General features: G+C 66.6%; 17 protein-coding genes and 1 tRNA gene. 9 read left to right on the top strand and 9 right to left on the bottom strand.

Annotated features, from left to right (window positions below):
• Nucleotides 1–7: 7 nt before the first annotated feature.
• The 3 genes from fdxA to cobT all read left to right on the top strand — a co-directional run bounded on the left by fdxA (nucleotide 8) and on the right by cobT (nucleotide 2,323).
• Entirely contained in the window at nucleotides 8–346 is a 339-nt protein-coding gene (gene fdxA, locus AC1DVR_RS08265; RefSeq protein ID WP_478000076.1) for a ferredoxin FdxA, read from the top strand.
• Nucleotides 347–655: 309 nt separating this feature from the next.
• Entirely contained in the window at nucleotides 656–1,165 is a 510-nt protein-coding gene (locus AC1DVR_RS08260; RefSeq protein WP_478000075.1) for a CarD family transcriptional regulator, read from the top strand.
• Between the two features lie 135 nt (nucleotides 1,166–1,300).
• Nucleotides 1,301–2,323, top strand: a complete 1,023-nt coding sequence (gene cobT / locus AC1DVR_RS08255; RefSeq protein ID WP_478000341.1) for a nicotinate-nucleotide--dimethylbenzimidazole phosphoribosyltransferase — start codon at nucleotides 1,301–1,303, stop codon at nucleotides 2,321–2,323.
• Nucleotides 2,324–2,350: 27 nt separating this feature from the next.
• Here the strand turns inward: cobT and AC1DVR_RS08250 are convergent, their stop codons facing one another.
• Together AC1DVR_RS08250 and AC1DVR_RS08245 are read right to left on the bottom strand one after the other, a co-directional pair.
• Nucleotides 2,351–4,255, bottom strand: coding sequence for a cation:proton antiporter domain-containing protein (locus AC1DVR_RS08250; protein WP_478000074.1), 1,905 nt, complete (start codon nucleotides 4,253–4,255; stop codon nucleotides 2,351–2,353).
• 161 nt (nucleotides 4,256–4,416) lie between these two features.
• On the bottom strand, nucleotides 4,417–7,713 hold the full coding sequence (locus AC1DVR_RS08245; protein ID WP_478000073.1) for a hypothetical protein: 3,297 nt from the start codon (nucleotides 7,711–7,713) through the stop codon (nucleotides 4,417–4,419).
• A 166-nt stretch (nucleotides 7,714–7,879) separates the two neighbouring features.
• On the opposite strand from AC1DVR_RS08245, the gene AC1DVR_RS08240 reads away from it, so the two are divergent.
• Nucleotides 7,880–8,569 (top strand): SIMPL domain-containing protein, encoded by a 690-nt coding sequence (locus AC1DVR_RS08240; RefSeq protein WP_478000072.1) that lies wholly within the window; start codon nucleotides 7,880–7,882, stop codon nucleotides 8,567–8,569.
• Between the two features lie 71 nt (nucleotides 8,570–8,640).
• Here the strand turns inward: AC1DVR_RS08240 and AC1DVR_RS08235 are convergent, their stop codons facing one another.
• The 3 genes from AC1DVR_RS08235 to AC1DVR_RS08225 form a co-directional block, all read right to left on the bottom strand.
• Nucleotides 8,641–9,942, bottom strand: a complete 1,302-nt coding sequence (locus tag AC1DVR_RS08235; RefSeq protein ID WP_478000071.1) for an O-acetylhomoserine aminocarboxypropyltransferase/cysteine synthase family protein — start codon at nucleotides 9,940–9,942, stop codon at nucleotides 8,641–8,643.
• Between the two features lie 185 nt (nucleotides 9,943–10,127).
• The gene (locus tag AC1DVR_RS08230; protein WP_478000070.1) at nucleotides 10,128–11,537 is read right to left on the bottom strand and encodes a DUF5939 domain-containing protein; all 1,410 of its coding nucleotides are present in this window, start codon (nucleotides 11,535–11,537) and stop codon (nucleotides 10,128–10,130) included.
• Between the two features lie 117 nt (nucleotides 11,538–11,654).
• Complete coding sequence (locus AC1DVR_RS08225) at nucleotides 11,655–12,107, bottom strand: Lrp/AsnC family transcriptional regulator (protein ID WP_478000069.1); 453 nt, start codon at nucleotides 12,105–12,107, stop codon at nucleotides 11,655–11,657.
• A 72-nt stretch (nucleotides 12,108–12,179) separates the two neighbouring features.
• Between AC1DVR_RS08225 and AC1DVR_RS08220 the strand changes: the two genes are divergently transcribed.
• The gene (locus tag AC1DVR_RS08220) at nucleotides 12,180–12,776 is read left to right on the top strand and encodes a LysE family translocator (protein ID WP_478000068.1); all 597 of its coding nucleotides are present in this window, start codon (nucleotides 12,180–12,182) and stop codon (nucleotides 12,774–12,776) included.
• Here the strand turns inward: AC1DVR_RS08220 and AC1DVR_RS08215 are convergent.
• From AC1DVR_RS08215 to AC1DVR_RS08200, 4 genes are all read right to left on the bottom strand, one after another.
• Entirely contained in the window at nucleotides 12,773–13,987 is a 1,215-nt protein-coding gene (locus tag AC1DVR_RS08215; RefSeq protein WP_478000067.1) for an alpha-D-ribose 1-methylphosphonate 5-triphosphate diphosphatase, read from the bottom strand. The two genes, AC1DVR_RS08220 and AC1DVR_RS08215, sit on opposite strands and share 4 nt — an antisense overlap.
• 67 nt (nucleotides 13,988–14,054) lie before the next feature.
• Nucleotides 14,055–15,050 (bottom strand): hypothetical protein, encoded by a 996-nt coding sequence (locus AC1DVR_RS08210; protein WP_478000066.1) that lies wholly within the window; start codon nucleotides 15,048–15,050, stop codon nucleotides 14,055–14,057.
• A 72-nt stretch (nucleotides 15,051–15,122) separates the two neighbouring features.
• A complete protein-coding gene (locus tag AC1DVR_RS08205; RefSeq protein WP_478000065.1) occupies nucleotides 15,123–15,935 on the bottom strand; it encodes a dimethylarginine dimethylaminohydrolase family protein in 813 nt (270 codons plus the stop codon).
• 69 nt (nucleotides 15,936–16,004) lie between these two features.
• Nucleotides 16,005–16,088, bottom strand: a tRNA-Tyr gene (locus AC1DVR_RS08200).
• A gap of 91 nt (nucleotides 16,089–16,179) precedes the next feature.
• On the opposite strand from AC1DVR_RS08200, the gene rlmB reads away from it, so the two are divergent.
• The 4 genes from rlmB (at nucleotide 16,180) to AC1DVR_RS08180 (ending at nucleotide 20,312) form a co-directional block, all read left to right on the top strand.
• Nucleotides 16,180–16,998, top strand: a complete 819-nt coding sequence (gene rlmB, locus AC1DVR_RS08195) for a 23S rRNA (guanosine(2251)-2'-O)-methyltransferase RlmB (protein WP_478000064.1) — start codon at nucleotides 16,180–16,182, stop codon at nucleotides 16,996–16,998.
• A gap of 217 nt (nucleotides 16,999–17,215) precedes the next feature.
• On the top strand, nucleotides 17,216–17,635 hold the full coding sequence (locus AC1DVR_RS08190; RefSeq protein WP_478000063.1) for a CoA-binding protein: 420 nt from the start codon (nucleotides 17,216–17,218) through the stop codon (nucleotides 17,633–17,635).
• Between the two features lie 137 nt (nucleotides 17,636–17,772).
• Nucleotides 17,773–18,441, top strand: coding sequence for a phosphoribosylformylglycinamidine synthase subunit PurQ (gene purQ, locus AC1DVR_RS08185; RefSeq protein WP_478000062.1), 669 nt, complete (start codon nucleotides 17,773–17,775; stop codon nucleotides 18,439–18,441).
• A 56-nt stretch (nucleotides 18,442–18,497) separates the two neighbouring features.
• On the top strand, nucleotides 18,498–20,312 hold the full coding sequence (locus AC1DVR_RS08180; protein WP_478000061.1) for a sensor histidine kinase: 1,815 nt from the start codon (nucleotides 18,498–18,500) through the stop codon (nucleotides 20,310–20,312).

Below are 20,312 nucleotides of genomic sequence, written 5' to 3'. Positions count from 1 at the left end.
AACGGCCATGACCTATGTGGTGATCGACAACTGCATCGCCTGCAAATACACCGACTGCGTCGAAGTCTGTCCGGTGGACTGCTTCTACGAGGGCGAGAATATGCTGGTCATCCATCCGGATGAATGCATCGACTGCGGCGTTTGCGAGCCCGAATGCCCCGCCGACGCGATCCGCCCCGATACCGAGCCGGATCTGGACCATTGGGTCACCTTCAACCGCAAATATGCCGAGATGTGGCCGGTGATCGTGACCAAGAAAGACCCGCTGCCCGAAAGCGCCGAACGTGACGGCGAAAAGGACAAACTGAAGAAATACTTCTCCGAACTCGCCGGCCCCGGCGGCTGAGGCCTCCGGCGGGTTTACGCCTTAAGGCGTACCCGATTCGCTCACTTTGCTGTGGGTATTGAAACTTGGTGTGAAAGAATCCTTGGGGAACAAGCCCCAAGCGGGTGTTAGCGCATGATGCGGTTCTTGGAATTTCGCATTTTTTGTGTTATACACATGTCACAATCAATGAAGGATGCCTGATCTGTCTCAGAGCTGCTCGCCTGGGAACTGATTTTCCGACGACTGTGAGCCCTGAAAACGGCGTGGTTTAGGCCACGCACGGTGAATTTTCGTCTGTCCGGGCCATGCCCCATAGGAAGTGACTGAATGACCAAGATGAAGAAGCCCGACTTTCACCCGAATGATTTCGTGGTGTACCCGGCGCATGGCGTCGGCAAGATCATGTCCATCGAAGAGCAGGAGATCGCCGGTCTCCGTCTGGAGCTTTTCGTCATCTCCTTTGAAAAGGACAAGATGACCCTGCGGGTTCCGACCCATAAGGCGACCGAGATCGGCATGCGCTCGCTGTCGACCCCTGATGTGGTGACCAAGGCGCTGGACACCCTCAAGGGCAAGGCCCGGGTCAAGCGCGCCATGTGGTCGCGCCGGGCGCAGGAATACGAACAGAAGATCAACTCGGGCGACCTGATGGCGATTGCCGAGGTCGTGCGCGACCTCCACCGCTCGGATGACCAGCGCGAGCAGTCCTATTCCGAACGCCAGCTTTACGAAGCGGCGCTGGAGCGTCTGACCCGCGAAGTGGCCGCCGTCGCTGGCGTCGATGAAGCTGGCGCGCAGAAGAAAGTCGGCGAAGTTCTGGTTGGCCGCGCTGCCTGAACCGGCGCTGCTCAACACCACGGCATGAAGGGCGGTCCTGCGGGGCCGCCCTTTTCGCATGTCGGGAACGGGTGGCAAAGGGTCCGCTGTGTCTGGCCATTTGCCCGCCATCGGATTACCCCTTTGCCACCTGTCATGGAGGCTCAAGTGACCGATACGCCCGCCACACTCGCTGATTTCCGCCAGATCCTCGCCACGCTGCCCGCCGCAGATGCCGGCGCCCTTGCCGCCGCCGAGGCGCGCAATGGCCAGCTGACCAAGCCGCCGGGCTCGCTGGGCCGGCTGGAGGAGGTCGCGGTCTGGCTGGCCGGTTGGCAGGGCACCGACCGCCCGCGCATCACCTCGCCGCAGGTCGCGATTTTTGCCGGCAATCATGGCGTCGTGGCGCAAGGCGTTTCGGCCTTTCCGCCCGAGGTGACGGTGCAGATGGTGGCGAACTTCACCCATGGCGGCGCCGCGATCAACCAGCTGTCGCGCACCTTCGGGGCCGATCTGACGGTGACCGCGCTGGAGCTGGACCGCCCGACCGCCGATTTCACCCAAAGCGACGCGATGAGCGAGGCCGATCTGGTCGCGGCGCTTCTGGCCGGCTGGAACGCGGTCAACCCCAAGGCCGACCTTCTGGCCCCGGGCGAGATGGGGATCGGCAACACGACCTCGGCTGCCGCAATCGCCTGCGCGCTTTTTGGCGGCGCGGCGGAGGATTGGGTCGGGCGCGGCACCGGCGTGGATGACAAGGGCCTTGCGCGCAAGGCGGCGGCGGTCAGGGCAGGGGTAGGGCGCCTTACCTCGCGCGAGCCTCTGGCGGTGCTGGCGGCGCTTGGCGGGCGCGAGGTGGCGGCGATGGCCGGCGCCATGCTGCGCGCCCGGGTGCTGCGCGTGCCGGTGATCCTTGACGGTTTCATCGCCTGTGCGGCGGCAGCGGTGCTGCACAAGGCGGCACCGGGTGCGCTTGACCACTGCATCGCGGGCCATGCCAGCGCCGAGGCGGCCCATATCCGCCTGCTGGAGGCCCTGGGCAAGGCGCCGCTTCTGTCGCTGGGTCTGCGGCTCGGCGAGGGGTCGGGCGCGGCCCTGGCCATCGGCATCGTGCAGGCGGCCGCCAATTGCCATTCCGGCATGGCGACCTTTGCCGAGGCGGGCGTGGCCGGGGGCTGAGTCCCCGGTCGCGGGCCCTGCGGCCCGCTAGTCGCTCACATCCATTGGGCGCAGGTCGTAGATCTCCTGGATCAATGCGGTTTCCAGGTCGCGGTCCAGCTTCTTGGCGCGCTCGATATAGGCCGGGTTCTGGTCCACCGGTTGGCCCGGCACCCAGACCTCGGCCAGATCGCGCATCGCGGCGCGGTCGAGGCGGAAATAGGCTTTCGACAGGTTTGAGGCCTCGTATTCCGAAAAACCCATGTTCTCCAGCACATAGCGCCCGGCGCGCAGCGAGCTGTCGAAGGTCTCGCGCACGATGTCCGAGGCACCGGCCTTGTACAGCTCATAAACATGGATCCGGTCATAGGCGCGCACCACGATGTGGATATCGGGCCGGCGAGAGCGGGCATAGCGGACGATCTGTGTCGCTCGCGCCGGTTCATCCACCGCCACGACCAGCACCTGGGCTGTGGCGAGGCCTGCCGCCTCCAGAAGTTCGGGGCGCGAGGGGTCGCCGAAATAGCCCTTGATGCCGAAGCGGCGCATCGTCTCGATCAGCGAAAGGTTGTCGTCCAGCACCACCGTCGGCAGACCGGAGTGGCGCACCAGCCGGTTGACGACCTGACCAAAGCGACCGATGCCGCAGATGATGACGGCGCCCTTCTCCTCGATCGTGTCGGCGGGGCGCTCGGTCTGTTGCCGCCCGCTGAAGCGGCGCGACAAGGCCTCGTAGACCAGGAACAACACCGGCGTCAGCAGCATCGACAGCGAGATCACCAGCTGCGCCATCTGCCCCGCCACCACCGGCATCGCCCCTTCGGAACGCGCGATCGAGATGATCAGAAAGCCGAACTCGCCGCCCTGCGCGAGGCCGAGGGTGAACAGCGCCCGGTCGCGCAGCCTGAGGCGGAAGATCGTGCCGATCAGGAACAGCACCACCGCCTTGATCAGGATCAGGCCCACCACCAGGCAGACCACCTTGACCGGCTCGCGCAGCATCAGGGCGAAGTTGATGCCGACGCCCACCGTCATGAAGAAGATCCCCATGAGCAGGCCCTTGAAGGGCTGCAGATCGGCCTCAAGCTGGTGGCGGAACTCCGAGTTGGCCAGAACCACCCCGGCGACAAAGGTGCCAAGCGCGGGGGAGAGGCCGACCAGCATCATCAGGAAGGCGATGCCGAGGACCAGCAGCAGGGAGATGAAGGTTGACATCTCGGGCAGGCGGGCGGCGTGGACGAAGCGGAAGATCGGCCGGGTCAGGTAATGCCCGGTCAGGATGATCGCCGCGACGATGGCCAGCGTCAGCGCCGTGGTCTGCCAGGCGGGCAGGGTCTGGATCAGGTTCAGCAAGGGCTGGGCCACATCGGTGCCATGGCTTTCGACCACGGTGACCGGATTGGTCACGCCGAAGGTCTGGGCGGTGATGCCCTGCACCGCCTCCATCGCCAGAAGCGGCATGACGGACAGGATCGGGACCACGGCCAGATCCTGCGTCAGAAGCACGGCAAAGCTCGCCCGGCCGCCGCCGGTCCGCATCAGGTTCTTTTCTGCCAGGGTCTGCAGCACGATCGCGGTCGAGGACATCGCCCCGATCATCCCCATGATCAGCGCGACCTGGACCTGCATCCCCGAGGCGTAAAGCGCCCCCGCCACGGCTGCCATGGTCAGGGTGACTTGCAGGCCGCCCATGCCCAGAAGCTTCATCCGCATGTCCCACAGGGCCTTCGGCTCCAGCTCCAGCCCGATCAGGAACAGCATCAGGACCACGCCGAATTCAGCGAAATGCTGCAGGTCGGTGGTGCCCGCCCCGGCGAGCCCCATCACCGGCCCCATCAGGATGCCGGCGGCCAGATAGCCCAGCACCGAGCCGAGGCCCAACCGCACCGACAAGGGCACCACCAATACGGCGGCGCCCAGGTAAATCGAGGCTTGCAGCAGAAAGCTTTCCATCCGGGTCCTTCAGGGAGTCAAGGCATCAAAAATCCGGTGCGGCCCGGATGACGGGCCGACCGGATCAGGTTTTGGTAGAACATTCGGGCCACAGGATAGAAAGACCTGATGACAGTGGAAACTGCCGCGTCACAGAAAATTGCGATTTTCGCGAAAAATGCTCAACCCGAGGGCAGGGAGAGCGTCACGATCCGGCCGCCGCGCTGGTACTGCACGCTGTTGTCCGAGATGGCGGCGACGCGCCCGCCGTCGATATTGTCGCCGACCTTGACGCGCTTGACCGCGCCATTGGCCTGACGGACCATTGCAAAGCGGGAGGAGGGCGTGCCGAACACCGCCAGCAGTGCGATCTGCGAGGTGTTGAGCCCGCGCTTGACCGTCGCCTGTTTGGCGACCGAAGCATTGGTCGGCAGGTTCGGCGCGGGGGATTCGAGATCCGGCTCGTCCAACGGCTCGGCTGTCGTGTTGGCGGCGACCTGGGCCTTGGCGGCGGGCTGCACTTTCACCGTGGCTTGCGGCTGCGCCTGGTTCAGCGCGGCCTGCACCGCGTCATTGACGACGGCCTGATCCATCCCCGAGGGGCGGGCCTGCGGCTTGGGCGAGGTCAGGAGCGTGGCGCCGTTGGCCGCCAGCGAGGCCGAGGCCGCCGTGGCATCCGCCCCGGTGTCAGGGGCCAGAACGGCGGTCTTGGCGCTGGCCAGTCCGGCGGGACGGGCCTGCGGGCGAAAGCCTGCAAGCCGGCTGTCGGCGACGGGGACATCGGTGGTCGACTGGCTCAGGGCGCCCTGCTGGTCGCTCGGGACCGAAAGGGCGGCGGGTCGCGCCTTGGGGCGCTTGCCCGCAAGGGTCGGGTCTTGCGCCAAAGGCTCGGGCGCTGCGGCGGCAGGTGCCAGGAGCGCCGGGGAAACCGGGGCCGGAAGCGAAGGCGCGGGCACGGCGGCGGCTGATCCGATGGCGCCCGGAGCCGGGGTGCTGGCCGGGGTGCTGGCGGTCGTGGCGGCATCGGCAGGATTGGCTGGTGCCGTCGCCGTGGCGACATTGGCGCTCGGGGTCGCGGTTGCCGGGGCCCCTGCCGGGGCGCTTGCCGCCGCAGCGGCATCGCTGGCAGTTGGCGGGGTGGTCAGCACGGACAGCGCCGCCGGACGGTCAGGCGGCAATTGCTTGGGCTTGCCCGCAACGAGCAAAACGCCCTCGGGCGTCATGATTCCTTCGGGCGTCGGGATGATGCGGCCGTCCGCGTCGAACTTGTAGACCGTGCCGAAGGGCGGTGGTGGCGGCTCGGCGGCGGGGCTCGCGTCGGCACCCGCCGCGAGGCTGGGTGGCGGCAGGGCACCGGCAATCCGCGGCGGCGCATCCACGCCGGCCAGCACGATCCCGTCCTTGCCGGCGTTGTCCGCCAGGGCCGCGGGGTTGGCAACCGACCCGGACGTCCCATCCCCCGGCGCGGCGGCGGCGGAGGCCAGCCCCTCGGGCGGCGGCACCGCAGCTTCCATCGCCGAGGTCGCGGTTCTGGCCGCAGCATCGGCGGGCAGGGCCGCTTGAGCGGTGTCACCCTCGGGCGAGGGCGAGGCTGCCGGTTGGCCGGGTGTTGCCTCGGGCTGCGGATCGACAGCGGCGCTTTGCGGGGCCGCCGCAGTTGCGGTGGTATCCGTCGCGGTGGTCCCGTTCGCCGGGAGGGCCGTCTCGGGGGGCACCGGGGTCGCGGTCGTCTCGGCCGGCGTCTCGGTCGGCGGCGCGGTGACGCTCGCGGTCTGGCTGGTGCTGGTCTCGGGCGTCAGGGCGCCGGTCGCGTCATTGGTGCCGATGAAGAAGCTGGACCAGGCGGCGACAGCCGCCAGAAGCAGCAGCAAAAGCCCGGTCAGGATCAGGCCCAGGTAGCGCGGCTTGCCTTTGGTCGCGACCGGGCGGCTGCCCAGACCGGTCTGCGGCTTGGCCGCGGCGCGGCGGGCGGCGATCTCGGGCGTCTCGGCGGTGGTCGCGGCGACGGTGGGACGTTCGCGCTTGGCGCCCAGAATGCCCGGCGCGGTGACCGAGGCCCCGGTCGCGCCGGCGCCGACCTTGGCGGTCTTGCCGATCGGCGGCCGGATCGTGCTGGCGCCGGGTTTGGCCGCGGCGGGTTGCGCCGGGGCGGCTGCCGGGCGGGCGAGGTTGGGACGCGGCACCGCGGCACGCGGGTTGGGCGCAGCCCCGACCGCGGGGATCTTCGAGGCGGCGGGCTTGGCCACACCTCCCGCCGCGATGGCGGCGGTGCGGCGGCTGGCGAAGGCCGCGACGATTTCGGCCGCAGGCGCCGGGGGCACATCATCCTCATCGGGCAGGATCGCCTCGGGGGCGACATCCATCGCCATCGGCGCTTCGGGAACCGGCGCCTTGGCGCCAGGCTTCGGTTCGGCGCTGAAGGCGGCGCCTTGCGGCGGCAGCGGTGCTGCGGGCATCGGCGGCGTCGGCTTGGCCGCAAACTCGGCCACCGGCGGGCGCGGCGCTGTGGGCGGCTCGGCCCTGGCCGATTCGGTGGCCAGGGGCTGGGCCGGTGCAAGCGTTTCCGGCGCGGGCGTCAGGCTCTTGGGCGGCTCCGCCGGGGCAGGGTCGGGCTGGGCCAGATCGGACCGGGTCAGATCGGACCGGGTCAGTTCAGATTGCGCCAGTTCGGACTTGGGCAGCTCGGATTTGGGCAGTTCGACAGGGGCCGGCTCGGGCCGTGCCGGAACCGGCTTGGCCGAGGAATAGGCCGAGGGCTTGAAATATTCTTCCATCGGCGCCGGCTCTGCCGCCGGTTCGTCGAAGGGCAGGGCAGCTGCGGCCTCGATTTCGGAGGGCGCGGCGGACGGCGGAGCGGGGTCTGCGGCCACGGGAGCAGAGGTCTCGGGCGCCGGCGCTTCGGTGACAGCTGCCGCTTCGCCACGCGGGAAGTCGCGGGCGATGACGGCCACGGCGACCTGATCGCGTTCGACCTTCTCGCCCTCGGTCAGCAGGGTCTCGGACAGGGCGGTTTGACCAAAGAATGCCTCGCCCGGATAGGCTTCGCCCTCGGGGACCCCGACAAAGGACACCGGGTTGAAGCGGTGCTCGATGGCGAAAGCCTCGGCCTCGGCCAGGGTCTCGCGCGCCACGACGGCGACATTCACCTCGGGCCCGGGACCGGACCAGTCATAGACCAGATCCTCGATGCCATAGGGGGTCCGCCCCTCCAGCCCCGCCTTGATCTGGCGGCGGCGCTTGGCCAGTTCGGGGCCGGGCGCGTGGACATGGGTGTACAGGATCTGATCATTCGGGATGATCAGCTTGGTGGTGATGCCCCGGGGCGACAGGCCAAGCGCGGTCGAGCGCAGGTAGCCCAAAGCTTCGGCAAAATCCGGGGTATCAAAGGCCGCGGACCCCACCTGGCTCCAGCCACGCGAGGTTCGGTGAAGCAGGGTGACGAGACCGCCACGGAAGTCGAGCGCAAAGGATGGTTTCATGAGGAGCGTCTAGCACAGCCATCAGATCGCCGGGAACGTCCCCCCGGTTTCGCGGCCTTCCTACAGCAGGAAATTGCCGAATGAAAGCAAAAGCCAGACCGACGCCAAGGATCAGCTTGCGACCGCCGTTCGCACAGGCAATGACGGGGCCATCATGGAGGTTCCAATGCGTATTCTGACAGCTCTTGCCCTTTCCACGGCCTGCCTTATGCCGATTCCCGTTTTGGCCGATGCGGCGGCGGGCACCATCAGCGTGACCGGCAGCGCCACGGTCAATGTCGTGCCGGACATGGCGACCATCACTTTGGGCGTCACCACCAATGGCGACACCGCCGCCGCCGCCATGGCGGCCAACAACGAGGCGGTCTCGGCCGTCATCGCGCGTCTGATCGCGGCCAAGGTCGCGGACCGCGACATGCAGACCTCCAGCCTCTCGGTCAATCCGAACTGGGTGACGAATGCCGCCGGTACCGGGCAAGAGGTCAAGGGCTATGTCGCCTCCAACATGCTGACCGTGCAGATCCGCGCGCTGGACACCACCGGCGCCGTGCTGGATGCCGCGATTGCCGATGGCGCCAACACGCTGAACGGCCTGACCTTTGGCGTCGCCGAAGAGCGCCCGGTCGAGGATGAGGCCCGCAAGCGCGCGGTGGCCGATGCGGCCGCCCGTGCCAAGCTGCTGGCCGAGGCTGCGGGCGAAAAGCTCGGCCCGATCGTCTCGATCACCGAGGGTGGCAATGCCCAGCCCTTCCCGGGCGTGATGTTCAAGGCCGCCGATTCCGCCCGCGTGCCGGTTGCGGCGGGCGAGGTAGGGATCTCCTCCTCGGTCACCATCGTCTGGCAGCTCAGCCACTGAGCCAGGGGGCGTGAAATCACGCACCCGGCGGAGATCGTCGGGTGCGTGTCAGTGCTGAAGGGTGCGTGATCTCACGCACCCTTTTGTATTGAGGCGGTGGCTTTGGTCAGCGCCTGATCGAGATCGCCGATGATGTCGCGCAGATCCTCGATCCCGATCGACACCCGCACCACATTGGGCGCCGCCCCCGCCGCGATGCGCTGGTCATCCGACAGCTGGCGGTGCGTCGTCGAGGCGGGATGGATGATCAGGCTGCGCGTGTCGCCCAGGTTCGCCACATGGCTGAACAGCTTGAGGTTGTCGACCAGCTTGACGCAGGCGTCATAGCCGCCCTTGACCGCGAAGGTGAAGAGCGCTCCCGCGCCGCCCGGCGTGATCATCTTGGCGAGGTTGTGATAGGGCGAGGATTTGAGGCCCGGATAGGTCACCGCCTCGATGCGGGGGTCGCTCTCCAGCCACTCGGCCACCGCCTGGGCGTTCTGGACATGGCGTTCCATCCGGAGCGGCAGGGTCTCGATCCCCATCAGAGTGTAATGCGCGCCCTGCGGGTTCATCGTCATGCCAAGGTCGCGCAGACCGACGGCGATGGAGTGGAAGGTGAAGGCCATCGAGCCCAGGGCCGCGTGGAAGTTCAGCCCGTGATAGGCAGGCTCGGGGGCGGCGAGCGAGGGGAACTTGCCCATGGCCGACCAGTCGAACTTGCCCGAATCGACCACGACCCCGCCGGTGACGGTGCCATTGCCGGTCAGGTACTTGGTGGCCGAATGGACGACGAGGGTGGCGCCATGTTCAATCGGGCGGCAGAGGAAGGGCGTGGCGGTGGTATTGTCCACGATCAAGGGCACGCCGGCCAGATGGGCGACCCGCGCGATGGCGTCGAGGTCCGAGATGGCGCCGCCAGGGTTGCAGATCGTCTCGCAGAACAGCGCCCGGGTGTTTTCGTCAATCGCCGCCTCGATGGCGTTCAGGTCGTCGAAATCGACGAGCTTGGCCGACCAGCCGAACTTGCGGATCGTGTTGGTGAATTGCTGGATCGTGCCGCCGTAGAGCTTGGTCGAGGCCACCACATTGCAGCCCGGCCGCATCAGGGGAAACAGCGCCATCAGCTGCGCCGCATGACCCGAGGAACAGCAGACAGCACCGGCACCGCCCTCCAGCGCCGCAACGCGGTTGGCGAGTGCCGAAACCGTCGGGTTGGTCAGACGCGAGTAGATATAGCCCACTTCCTGCAGGTTGAAGAGTTTGGCGGCATGTTCGCTGTCGCGAAAGACATAGGCCGTGGTCTGATAAATCGGCACCTGACGCGCGCCGGTGGCGGGGTCGGGCTCGGCGCCGGCATGGATGGCAAGGGTGTTGAAGGCATAATCGGACATGGAATCCTCCCTGAATGTGGCGGCAGGCTAGGGCCTTGGGCGCTTGGCATCAATCGGGAACATTGGGGGATTGCACGCGTGCAATCTGAGGCAAGCCCCTGATTTGAAAGGAAAGAGAAAAAATTGTTAACCTTTCGGCAGGATTTGGAACCCGGTTTCCCGGGCCTGAGGGCAGGGCCGATCGGTCAGCCGACCGCGTAAACCGGGATGTTGCGGGCGATGCCGCGCAGGTTCACTTCCTTCAGGACGGGTGTCATGTGCATCTCGGCAAAGAGCCGGGCGGCGTCGCTGTCCTCGACGATGGATTTGGTGGCAAAGATCGCCTGGGCATCGGCCAGGCCCTGCACCCGGGAGGCGATGTTGACGGTCTGGCCGAAATAATCCTGCCGCTCGTTCAGCGAGACCGCGATGCAGGGGCCGGCATGCAGGCCGATCTTCAGCAGAAGGTCGTCCCGGCCGCTTTGCGCGTTCAGATCGTTCATCGCCTGCCGCATCCGAAGCGCGGCGGCGGCCGCCCGGCCCGGCATGGCAAAGGTCGCCATCACGGCATCGCCGATGGTCTTGACCACCGCACCGGCCTCGGCGGCCACGATGTCCTGCAGCACTTTGAAATGGGCCTGCACCAGATCGAAGGCGGCCAGATCGCCGACCCTTTCGTAAAGCTCGGTCGAGCCGCGCAGATCGGTGAAGAGAAAGGTCAGGCTGGTGATCTTCAACCGCTGGTCGATGGTGAGGGTGTTCGTGCGGTAAAGGTCGCGGAAGGTCTGGTTGGACAGCAGGCGCTTGGCGGTCAGATAGGGCCGCCGCGCGCCGAGAAAGGCATGCAGCGCGTGGCCGGCCAGCATCACGGCGGGCAGGGCGCGGGTCTCGGTCCGGTTTTCCAGCGTCAGGCGCACCGGACCGGGCCGCAAGGGAATCTCGCGGCTGTGCTGGTGGTCGCGGTCGTAGAGGATGCTCAGCGATTGCCGCTCGCGCACGGGTTCGCCTGATACGGGCACGAATTGCACGCCATGGGTCACCGGGTCGAACACGATGACATAGCCCTCGGGCAGGGACAGCGACATGACGGCGCGTTCGCCCGGCGCCAGTTCCATCGTATCGAGCACGGCCTCGTCGAGCAGGGTTTGCATGCTCTCATCCGTGACGTCGACCCAGGAGCCGAGGTACATGCTGCGCATGAATTCGACGAAGGGCAGATCCTCCGGACGGTGCGCCGCGATGCGGCGGATCCGCGGACTGACCGTGAAGGTCACCTCGATCAGGTCGTCCAGGGTCGGAGCGTAATCTGCGGAACAGAGCGCGCAGTTGTATTCGGGTTTCGCCAGCGTCTTGAGCGAGGCGTTGGTGTCCAGCACGCCGCCGCATCCCGGGCAAAGCACATTCCAAGACATCTCGAACAGGCCGAGGGCGGTGGCATGCAGGAAGCCGTTGATCGCCAATTCTTCGTTCAGCCCCGTCCGGCTGGCAAAGGCGGGCACATTCACCCGGTTCAGGTCGCGGTCCGCGCCGTCGCGAATCAGGGCCTCGATGGCGGTCGCAACGCCGGGATCTGCGGCCTGCCGCAACAGCCCGAAAAGGGCGTCGGTGTCTTCCATTCTGTCATCCTCCACGTCGGCCCGCGCGGCGGCGCCACCCTTCCAGTCATGGCCCTTCGATGATGCGCCCTTGGCCACCGAAAAGCAATTCCGGCGCCATGGGGAAGCGGCTGCGCCTTACGCCCGGTCGTCCTTGGGACTGTCCATCACGACAAAGGTGGTGATGGCATGGACCTGCGGCAGGGTGCCGAGAATTTCGGTGTGCCAATGCTTGTAGTGGGCAAGGTCGCGGGTCTCGACCCGCAGGAGATATTCGACGGTGCCGGTGACGTTGTGGCACTCGCGCACCTCGGCCGCGCGGGAGACGGCGCGTTCGAAAGCCTCTTGCGCGGCCTTGGTGTGGCTGTTCAACCCGACCGTCACATAGGCCGCAAAACCGGCGCCGACCTTTTCGCGATCGATCACGGCGCGGTAGCCGGTGATGACGCCGGACCGCTCCAGCTCCTGCACGCGGCGCAGGCAGGCCGAGGGCGACAGGCCGACCCGATCCGCAAGATCGAGGTTGGAGATGCGGCCATCCTGCGACAGCACGCGCAATATTCGGGTGTTTATCTCATCCATCTTCGTCATTTGTTGCGAATATTCCGGCAGAGCCCGCGTGATTGCAACCAAATGCACCGAAAGGCGCGGAAGAATTGCGCCATGACACATGAAATCCTGCTCGCACTTCTGTCCTTTGCCCTTGTGACCTCGATCACGCCGGGGCCGAACAACCTGATGCTGATGGCCTCGGGGGTGAACTTTGGCTTCAGGCAGACCCTGCCGCATATGCTGGGGGTCAGCCTTGGTCATGGGCTGATGGTGTTTCTGGTCGGCCTTGGCCTCTCGGGCATTTTCGAGGCGCTGCCGGCGAGCAAGCTGGTGCTGAAGGTGGCCTCGGTCCTCTATATGCTCTGGCTGGCCTGGAAGATCGCCCATGCTGCGGCCCCGGGCGCAGGGCGCGGGGCTGTCGCAGCGCGACCGATGACCTTTCTGCAGGCGGCGGCCTTTCAATGGGTGAACCCCAAGGCCTGGGCCATGGCTTTGGGGGCGATCAGCGCCTATGGCCAGGGCGGGATCGGCGCGGTTCTGGTGGTCTGCGCGGTCTTTGCCGCGGTCAACCTGCCCTCGGTCTCGCTCTGGGCCTTTGCCGGCGAGCGGTTGCGCGCGGTCCTGTCCAACCCGCGCCGCCTGGCCGGGTTCAACTGGACGATGGCGGCGCTGCTGGTTCTGTCCTTGTGGCCGGTGCTGGAGATCTAGACCGCAGACATCGCCGCATAGGCGCTGCGCCCGGCGACAAGGGTCCGGCGCGGGGCCGGGGTGCCGCCTTCGGGCCAGTCGAGCAGCACAAGGTCGGCGCGCTGGCCCGGCGCAATCTCGCCCCGGTCGGTGAGGCCGCAGGCGCGGGCCGGGTTGGTGGCGACCAGCTTCCAGAGGTCGGGCAACGTGCCCTTGCCATCGGCTTTGAGCTTGGCGACAGCGGTCAGCATGGCGGGGTAGAAATAGTCCGAGGCGAGGATATCGCAAAGGCCACGCTCGATCATCTCGCCCGCGCCGGGCGAGCCGAGGTGGCTGCCGCCGCGCGCCGCATTGGGGGCACCGAAGATGATCCAGTCGCCGCCTTCGCGCGCCGCAGTTGCTGCGGCCATGTTCATCGGGAACTCGCAAAGACGCGCGCCAAGGCCTTGATAATAGGCGCGGGTTTCGGTTTGCGTGTCGTCGTGGCTGAGCATGGGGACGCCCGCCGCGCGGCCCTTGGCCGCGACATCGGCAATCGCCGCGGGTACGTCGGGACGGCGGGCCCAGATCCGGGTGATGAGGTCGACATAGGCGGGCTGGCTCAGCCCCGAGCGTTTGGCGCGGTCGGCCATCTTGGCGGCAAAGGCCTCGCCCGCCATGTCGGTCACCGGAAAGCCGGGGTCATGGTCGAAGGGGCGCTGCTGCAAGGGCGTGCCGGGGTGGAGGACGGCCATCGAGGTATGGTCGTTGAAAGCGATCGCCGGGGCCAGGCTGCCGGCGAGGGCCTGCTCGATCAGCGGCAGCGCCTCGAAACAGAAGGTCTCCCAGCGCAGCTGGACGCGGTTTTCCACCGTCAGGCGCGGCGCAAGCCGTTCGAGCCCGTCGACCACCGCCCGCGCGGTATCAAGCGAGCGCAGGCCCGGCTCCCAGCTCAGCGTCAGGGCGTGGTAGGCGGTGGCGATGCCATTGGCGGCAAGCTGGCGGTCGGTCTCCAGCAGGGCGGCCTCCAGCGGGAAATCGACGCCGGGGCGCGGCATCAGCTGGCGTTCGAAGGCGTCGCCGTGGATGTCGACCATGGCGGGGGCGAGGATCTGGCCCCTGGCATCGACCACACGGGCGCCGTCGCGCGGCCCGTCCAGTGCGGTGATCACCCCGCCCTCAACCCGGACCGCGACCTCTGCCATGCGGTCCGGCAGGACCACGCTCGCGCCCTCGTAAACTACGGCTTCCATGCTGTTCCCCGATTTCCAAGGCTGCTCTTGTGCTGCAATGCCATGACAGCAGGATGACAAAGCGCGCTTAGCGCAGCCAAAGCCCCTCGCGTTTCAAGGTGTTGCGGATTGCCTGTTCCTTGTGGGGCAGGTTCTCGCGGTCAAAGAGGGCGCGGGCCTTGGCGCCCTTGCCCTGATAGAGCATGCGACGGAAGGGCTCGTAATCCTTGATCACCTTCTTGACCGCATTGCGCCCGGCGACCTGTTCGAGTGCCTCCACCGCAAGGTCACTTTCGCGGGCATAAAGCAGCGGCAGGGTGCGGTAATGGCAGGTGACATCGCCGTCCATCCCGGCAAGCTCGGGCCCCGGACGCCCGCCGCCGAAGGAATGGATGACAAGGGGCAGGGCGACCTGATCGAGCCAGGGGTTCATCTCCTGGCAGACCAGGGTCTCGGGCGGGTTGCGCATGATCTCGGCGGCATAGGTCTGGAACCTTTGGCCGAAAGCATGCGGGCTTTCATGGAAGAACCAGCCGGCGTTGAAATACAGATACCGCTGCCAGTATTCGTCGGGTTGGCCAAGGTCGAGCGAGCTGTCGAAGTCGAGCCCGAAGCGGTCGTAGAGCGATTTCCAGATTTGCGCGTAGCCCGGCCCGTAAAGTTCGATCTGCGGCCAGGTCCCCTCGCGCCGCATCGAGGCGGCGGGGCGGGTGAAGTCGAAGCGGACGCCGTCGAAGGGGTTCAGGATCAGCGTGTCGCTGTCGAGAAACAGGAAAGGCGCGTCGGGCAGTTCGGTCAGCGCCTCGATCTTGTTGCCATAGGGGTAGCTCGCGCCGAAAAGCTGCGACTCAAAGGGCAGGAAAGTCGCGCCCAGATCGGTCAGCAGACCGCGAAGTGCTGGGTCGGTCAGGCGCGGGTCATCGGACCAACGCGGGCCGGGCTGGGGTTCGGCGATGAAGACCTCGCCGGGAAACTCCGGATCGCGGGCACGCAGCGAGGCCAGCAGAAGCGCCGCCTCATAGGCCAGCCGCCCGGATTGGGCGATGGCCACGATGTTGAAATTCTGCCGCGCCGTCTGGGTCATGCCTGCGCCTCCGCTTGGGCGCCATCTCCCGGGTAGAGCGGGGGGAAAGTCAAGACCTGCCCCGACTTAGGTTCAGGCTTTGGGGGTGAAACGCAGCGAGAGGCAGGACATGCCGCCGTCCAGTTTGGCACATTCGGAATTGCCGATCTCGCGCACGGTAAAACCTGCCGCCACCAGGCGGTCACGGGTAAGCGGGAAGCCTTGCGGCATGATCACCAGATCGTTGAAGCGGATCGCATTGGCGCAGGCCTCTTCCCCCGGCGCGGTAAGGATCACCTTGTAACCTTCAAAACAGCCCGAAGCGGCGAGCCTTGCGGTGGAAAGCACCGTCTCGGCGTCCAGAAGCGAGCAGTCGGTTTTGAAATGCAGGACACCGGGCGGGGTGAAGACTTCGCGCACCTTATGGCCCCAATCGGCGACCTTGGCCGAGAGTTCGGCAATCCCCGCGCCATTGGTGCGGGCGGAGCGGCCGACGAGGATCTCGCGCTCGGTCACAAGGATGTCCCCGCCTTCGATGAAGCTGTCGGGGCCCTCGATCCGGCGGATATCGCCGTAAAGGGCGGCGAGATGGGGGGCCATCTCGGCCGCCTCGCCCAGACGGGTCGGGGCGCCGGGGCGCATCACGACGGCGCCTTCGGGCAGGCAAAGGGCGGTGTCCTCGACGAAGACCGAATCCGGGAAAGCCTCCAGCGCGTCAAGTTCCACGACCGTCGCCCCGGTGGAGCGCAGGGCCGCGATATAGTCGGCGTGGTGCTGCGCCATCAGCGCCAGCGAAGGCGTGCCGGTGTCCACCGCGCGCAGGCCCTGAATGATCGAGGCGGCGGGTTTGCGGGTGATGGCATGGGTGAAACGGAAGGACCGGTCGGGCGTGACGAAATCAGACATTGCGAAAGCCTCATGAAGGGTCAGGGCTACTGCCCTGCCTCATGTTGCCTCGGCAATAAACCGGTAGAATGGTGGGCGACCCTGGAATCGAACCAGGCATGAGTCGCCTCGGGAGAGTTACAGTCTCCTGCCACACCTTGTAGCATGTCGCCCACTGAGCGGGGGGAATAAACAAGGGGCGCGGGGGCGTCAAGAGGGGCAATCGAGAAGGTTTCAGCTTGCGTGAAATCTTGTTGGGGGCCAAATGGAAGCCAAATGCGAGGGCGATATGAGCGGCTATACTGGCAATACCAAACCCAGCTGGGTTGTAGACAAGGAACGGACCAAGCGGGCCGAGGCGAAGGAAACCCTGTGGCTCTTCGGGATCCACGCGGTGCGCGACGCGCTTCTGAACCCCAACCGCGAGAAATTGCGGCTGGTCCTGACCAAGAACGCCGCCGACCGGCTGGCCGATGTGCTGCCGGGCGCCGGGATCGAACCGGAGATCCTGGAGCCGCGCAATTTCAAGGTGCCGATCGCCGAGGATTCGGTGCACCAGGGCGCTGCGATGGAGGTCAAGCCGCTCAACTGGGGCAAGCTTGAAGAGATCTGCATCTCGGGCAAGGGCAATGCGCTGGTGGTTTGTCTGGACCGGGTGACCGATCCGCATAACGCGGGGGCCGTCCTGCGCTCGGCCGAGGTGTTCGGCGCGCGGGCGGTGATTGCGCCGCGCCACCATTCGGCGCCGGAAACCGGGGCGCTGGCCAAGACCGCCTCGGGCGCGCTGGAGCGGCAGCCCTATCTGCGGGTGACCAATCTGGCCGATTCGATGCAGACCCTGCGCGAGATGGGCTATGTGCTGATCGGGCTGGACGGCGAAGGCACCGTGACTTTGGCGGAAGCCATGGCCAATGCCGGCAGCCGCGCCGTGGCGCTGGTGATGGGGGCCGAGGGGCCGGGCCTGCGCGAGAAGACCCGCGAGACCTGCGACGTGATCGCCCGCATCCCCTTTGCGGATGCGTTCGGCTCGCTCAACGTCTCGAACGCGGCGGCGATTGCGCTTTATGCAGCTTCGGTGCGGTGAAACGGCCGGCGGTGTGTGCTGAAACACGCAGGCGCGGAAAAGAAAAGCGGCGCACGGGTTTGTGATTGTTTTTAACATTCCTGCCCCTTTAAAGCCGCCCGCGCAACTTTATATCAAGGGGGAAGGTCGGCCCGGAACGCCCCCTTCTTTCACTGTCCCTCGTTCCGCACTGGCGCCCGGCCCCAAGCTCGGGCGCCTTTTTCTTGGGAATGGCCTGATGCCCGACGATACGACCCTCCGCAGAATTCTGACCGATACCAAAGTGATAGCTCTGGTCGGCTGGTCGCCCAACCCGGGCCGGCCGAGCCATGGGGTGGCGGCTTTCCTCGCGCGGCGCGGCTATCGGGTGATCCCGGTCAATCCCGGCCAGGCCGGCCATGTCACTGCCTGGGGCGAAACCGTCCGCGCCAGCCTGTCGGAAATCACCGAGCCGGTCGACATGGTCGACATCTTCCGCGCCTCCGACGCGGTCGGCGCCGTGGTTGCAGAGGCCCTCGCCCATCTCACCGGCCCGCGCGTGATCTGGACCCAGCTGGGTGTGGTCAACGAAGCCGCAGCCCAAGCCGCACGCGCCGCCGGGCTGGAGGTCGTGATGAACCACTGCCCCGCCATCGAAATCCCCCGCCTCGGCCTGTAAGCGCCCCCCGGCCTCTACCCCCCCCGGCCCCCCGCTTCCGGCGACGGGGACGGGAGCACAGCCGTCCTGCCGCTTCCCCCTCTGGCAAGGCGCGGCACTTTGCGCTAAGGAGCCTCATCCCAAAATGGAGCGCCCGGATGAAAGCCGCCGTCATCACCTTCCCCGGTTCCAACTGCGACCGCGATCTTGCGGTGGCCTTTGAAAAGGCGGGGTTCAAGGTCGCGCGTGTCTGGCACAAGGACACCGATCTGCCGGCCGGCACCGATGTGGTGGGCCTGCCCGGCGGCTTCTCCTTTGGCGACTACCTGCGCTGCGGCGCCATCGCGGCGCAGTCGCCGATCGCGACCGCGGTCAAGGCCCATGCCGAGCGCGGCGGCTTCGTCCTGGGCATCTGCAACGGTTTTCAGGTCCTGACCGAGATGCACCTGCTGCCCGGCGCGCTGATGCGCAATGCCGCGCTGAAATTCGTCTGCCGGACCGTGGGCCTGCGGGTCGCCACCACCCATTCCGCCTTCACCTGCGGCTATGGCCGCGGGCAGGAGATCGCGATGCCGATCGCCCATCATGACGGCAACTACACCATCGACGCCGAGGGCCTGAAGGCGCTGCGCGACCAGGAGCGCATCGCGCTGACCTATGTCGCAAACCCCAACGGGGCCACGGCGGATATCGCGGGCGTCCTGTCGGCCAACCGCCGGGTTCTGGGCATGATGCCCCACCCCGAACGCGCGGTCGAGGCGTCGCAGGGCGGCACCGACGGCGCCACCGTCTTCGCCAGCCTGATGGGCGGGATGGCGCTGGCCTGAGGCGGTTTGCCGGACCTCAGCTTGAGGTGACCCGGCGAGGGGCCTAGATTTCGGGCATGATCAAGACCGCTTCTCGCCCCTCTCGTCCTGAATCCTTCAGAGGCGACCGCCATCAGCGCAGCGCCTTCTGGGGCAAGCTGGTGGTTGTGGCCCTGGTTCTGGTCGCCATCGGCGTCATCCTGATCACCAACCGCTGGCTGTCGGAACGCTTCACCGAGACCACCCGCAACAAGGCCGAATTGCGGCTGGCGCTCTACTCGGGCAACGTGGTGTCAGAGTTGCAGCGCACCTCGGTGGTGCCGCTCCTCCTGTCGCGCGACCCCGCGATTTCCGAGGCGCTGACCAAGGGCGATTTCTCGCGCACCACGCAGCGTCTGGTGCAGGTTCAGGCCGATATCGGCGTCGCCTCGATCCTGCTGCTGGACAGTTCGGGGCGCACGGTGGGGGCGACCAACCGCAACCTTCTGGGCACCAATTACCGCAACTCCGACTTTTACGTCGCGGCGGCGCGTTCGGTCGATACGGTGTTTTCGGCGGTGCAGCGTGATGGCGGCGGCTATGATTTCACCTATTCCCGTGTGGTGGTGGTGGATGGCAAGGCCAAGGGCGTCATCGTCGTGGCCGTCGATCTGATGAAGTTCGAACGCGCCTGGGCCGCCCTGCAGGACGTGGTTCTGGTCACCGATTCGGAAGGCCGTGTGATCCTGTCGACCGAACCGCGCTGGCGCGGCCAGATGGTGGAAACCGCGATTGCCGCGCATGATCGGCCCTCGGCCTTCGACCTTGCGCTGAACCGGGCGCTGTCGGTCACCTCGGATCTGACGCAAAACCGGCCCGACACCTATCTGCGCGGCGTGGCCGTTCTGCGCACCGACAACCGGATGACCTTCCGCGGCTGGCGGATGGCCAGCTTCACCGCCTATGATTCGGTGCGCGAGAAGGTGAACGGGATTTTGGCGCTCGAGATCATGGGTTTTGCGATTCTCGCCGCCCTGACCTTTTACCTTCTGTCGCGCCGGGCCTGGTCGCAGACCCTGTCGTTCCGCCGCGAATCGCTGGAACTGCGCCAGCTGAACGCCCGCCTGCAGCGCGAGATTGCTGAACGGGAGAAGGTCCAGAAGGACCTTGCCGTGGCCGAGCAGACCTTGGCGCAATCCTCCAAACTCGCGGCTTTGGGTGAGATGTCGGCCGCGGTCAGCCACGAGCTGAACCAGCCCCTCGCCGCGATGAAGACCTATCTCGCCGGCGCCAGATTGTTGTTGCAGCGCAAGCGGATGGAGGAGGCGCTCTCCTCCTTCCAGCGCATCGACGATCTGATCGACCGGATGGGCGCCATCACCCGCCAGCTGAAGTCTTATGCCCGCAAGGGCGGCGAGGCGTTCGAGCCTGTGGACCTGCGGCTCTGCCTCTCCTCGGCGCTTGCGATGATGGAACCGCAGTTGAAACTGCGCGTTGTCAAGATCACAAGGTCCATCCCGCGCCAGCCGGTCATGGTGATGGCGGACCGGCTCCGTCTCGAACAGGTGATCATCAATCTGTTGCGAAATGCGCTGGATGCGATCAAAGACACGAAGGAACCCCAGATTGATCTGGTGCTTGCGGCGGGAGAGGCCGCCACGCTCAGCGTGCGCGATAACGGCCACGGCATCGCCGATCTGGTGAACCTGTTTGAACCTTTCTACACCACCAAGAAGGCAGGCGAGGGCATTGGTCTGGGGCTGGCGATCAGCTCTGGCATCGTCACCGATCTTGGCGGCCGGTTGACCGCGCGCAACGCCGAATCCGGCGGCGCGGTATTCGAAATGCAGCTCCCGATCCTGCAGCCCGCAACGGGCGAAGATCGCGGGCCAGACGTAAAAGCAGCGGAATGA

This window comes from Rhodobacter sp. P2_H5 (assembly GCF_056403335.1).
This window is presented reverse-complemented; position numbering and strand designations above follow the sequence as displayed.

Coding starts and splice junctions, on each gene's coding strand:
- fdxA (WP_478000076.1), top strand. CDS start 8: ATGACCTATGTGGTGATCGACAACTGCATCGCCTGCAAATACACCGAC.
- AC1DVR_RS08260 (WP_478000075.1), top strand. CDS start 656: ATGACCAAGATGAAGAAGCCCGACTTTCACCCGAATGATTTCGTGGTG.
- cobT (WP_478000341.1), top strand. CDS start 1,301: ATGGAGGCTCAAGTGACCGATACGCCCGCCACACTCGCTGATTTCCGC.
- AC1DVR_RS08250 (WP_478000074.1), bottom strand. CDS start 4,255: ATGGAAAGCTTTCTGCTGCAAGCCTCGATTTACCTGGGCGCCGCCGTA.
- AC1DVR_RS08245 (WP_478000073.1), bottom strand. CDS start 7,713: ATGAAACCATCCTTTGCGCTCGACTTCCGTGGCGGTCTCGTCACCCTG.
- AC1DVR_RS08240 (WP_478000072.1), top strand. CDS start 7,880: ATGCGTATTCTGACAGCTCTTGCCCTTTCCACGGCCTGCCTTATGCCG.
- AC1DVR_RS08235 (WP_478000071.1), bottom strand. CDS start 9,942: ATGTCCGATTATGCCTTCAACACCCTTGCCATCCATGCCGGCGCCGAG.
- AC1DVR_RS08230 (WP_478000070.1), bottom strand. CDS start 11,537: ATGGAAGACACCGACGCCCTTTTCGGGCTGTTGCGGCAGGCCGCAGAT.
- AC1DVR_RS08225 (WP_478000069.1), bottom strand. CDS start 12,107: ATGACGAAGATGGATGAGATAAACACCCGAATATTGCGCGTGCTGTCG.
- AC1DVR_RS08220 (WP_478000068.1), top strand. CDS start 12,180: ATGACACATGAAATCCTGCTCGCACTTCTGTCCTTTGCCCTTGTGACC.
- AC1DVR_RS08215 (WP_478000067.1), bottom strand. CDS start 13,987: ATGGAAGCCGTAGTTTACGAGGGCGCGAGCGTGGTCCTGCCGGACCGC.
- AC1DVR_RS08210 (WP_478000066.1), bottom strand. CDS start 15,050: ATGACCCAGACGGCGCGGCAGAATTTCAACATCGTGGCCATCGCCCAA.
- AC1DVR_RS08205 (WP_478000065.1), bottom strand. CDS start 15,935: ATGTCTGATTTCGTCACGCCCGACCGGTCCTTCCGTTTCACCCATGCC.
- rlmB (WP_478000064.1), top strand. CDS start 16,180: ATGGAAGCCAAATGCGAGGGCGATATGAGCGGCTATACTGGCAATACC.
- AC1DVR_RS08190 (WP_478000063.1), top strand. CDS start 17,216: ATGCCCGACGATACGACCCTCCGCAGAATTCTGACCGATACCAAAGTG.
- purQ (WP_478000062.1), top strand. CDS start 17,773: ATGAAAGCCGCCGTCATCACCTTCCCCGGTTCCAACTGCGACCGCGAT.
- AC1DVR_RS08180 (WP_478000061.1), top strand. CDS start 18,498: ATGATCAAGACCGCTTCTCGCCCCTCTCGTCCTGAATCCTTCAGAGGC.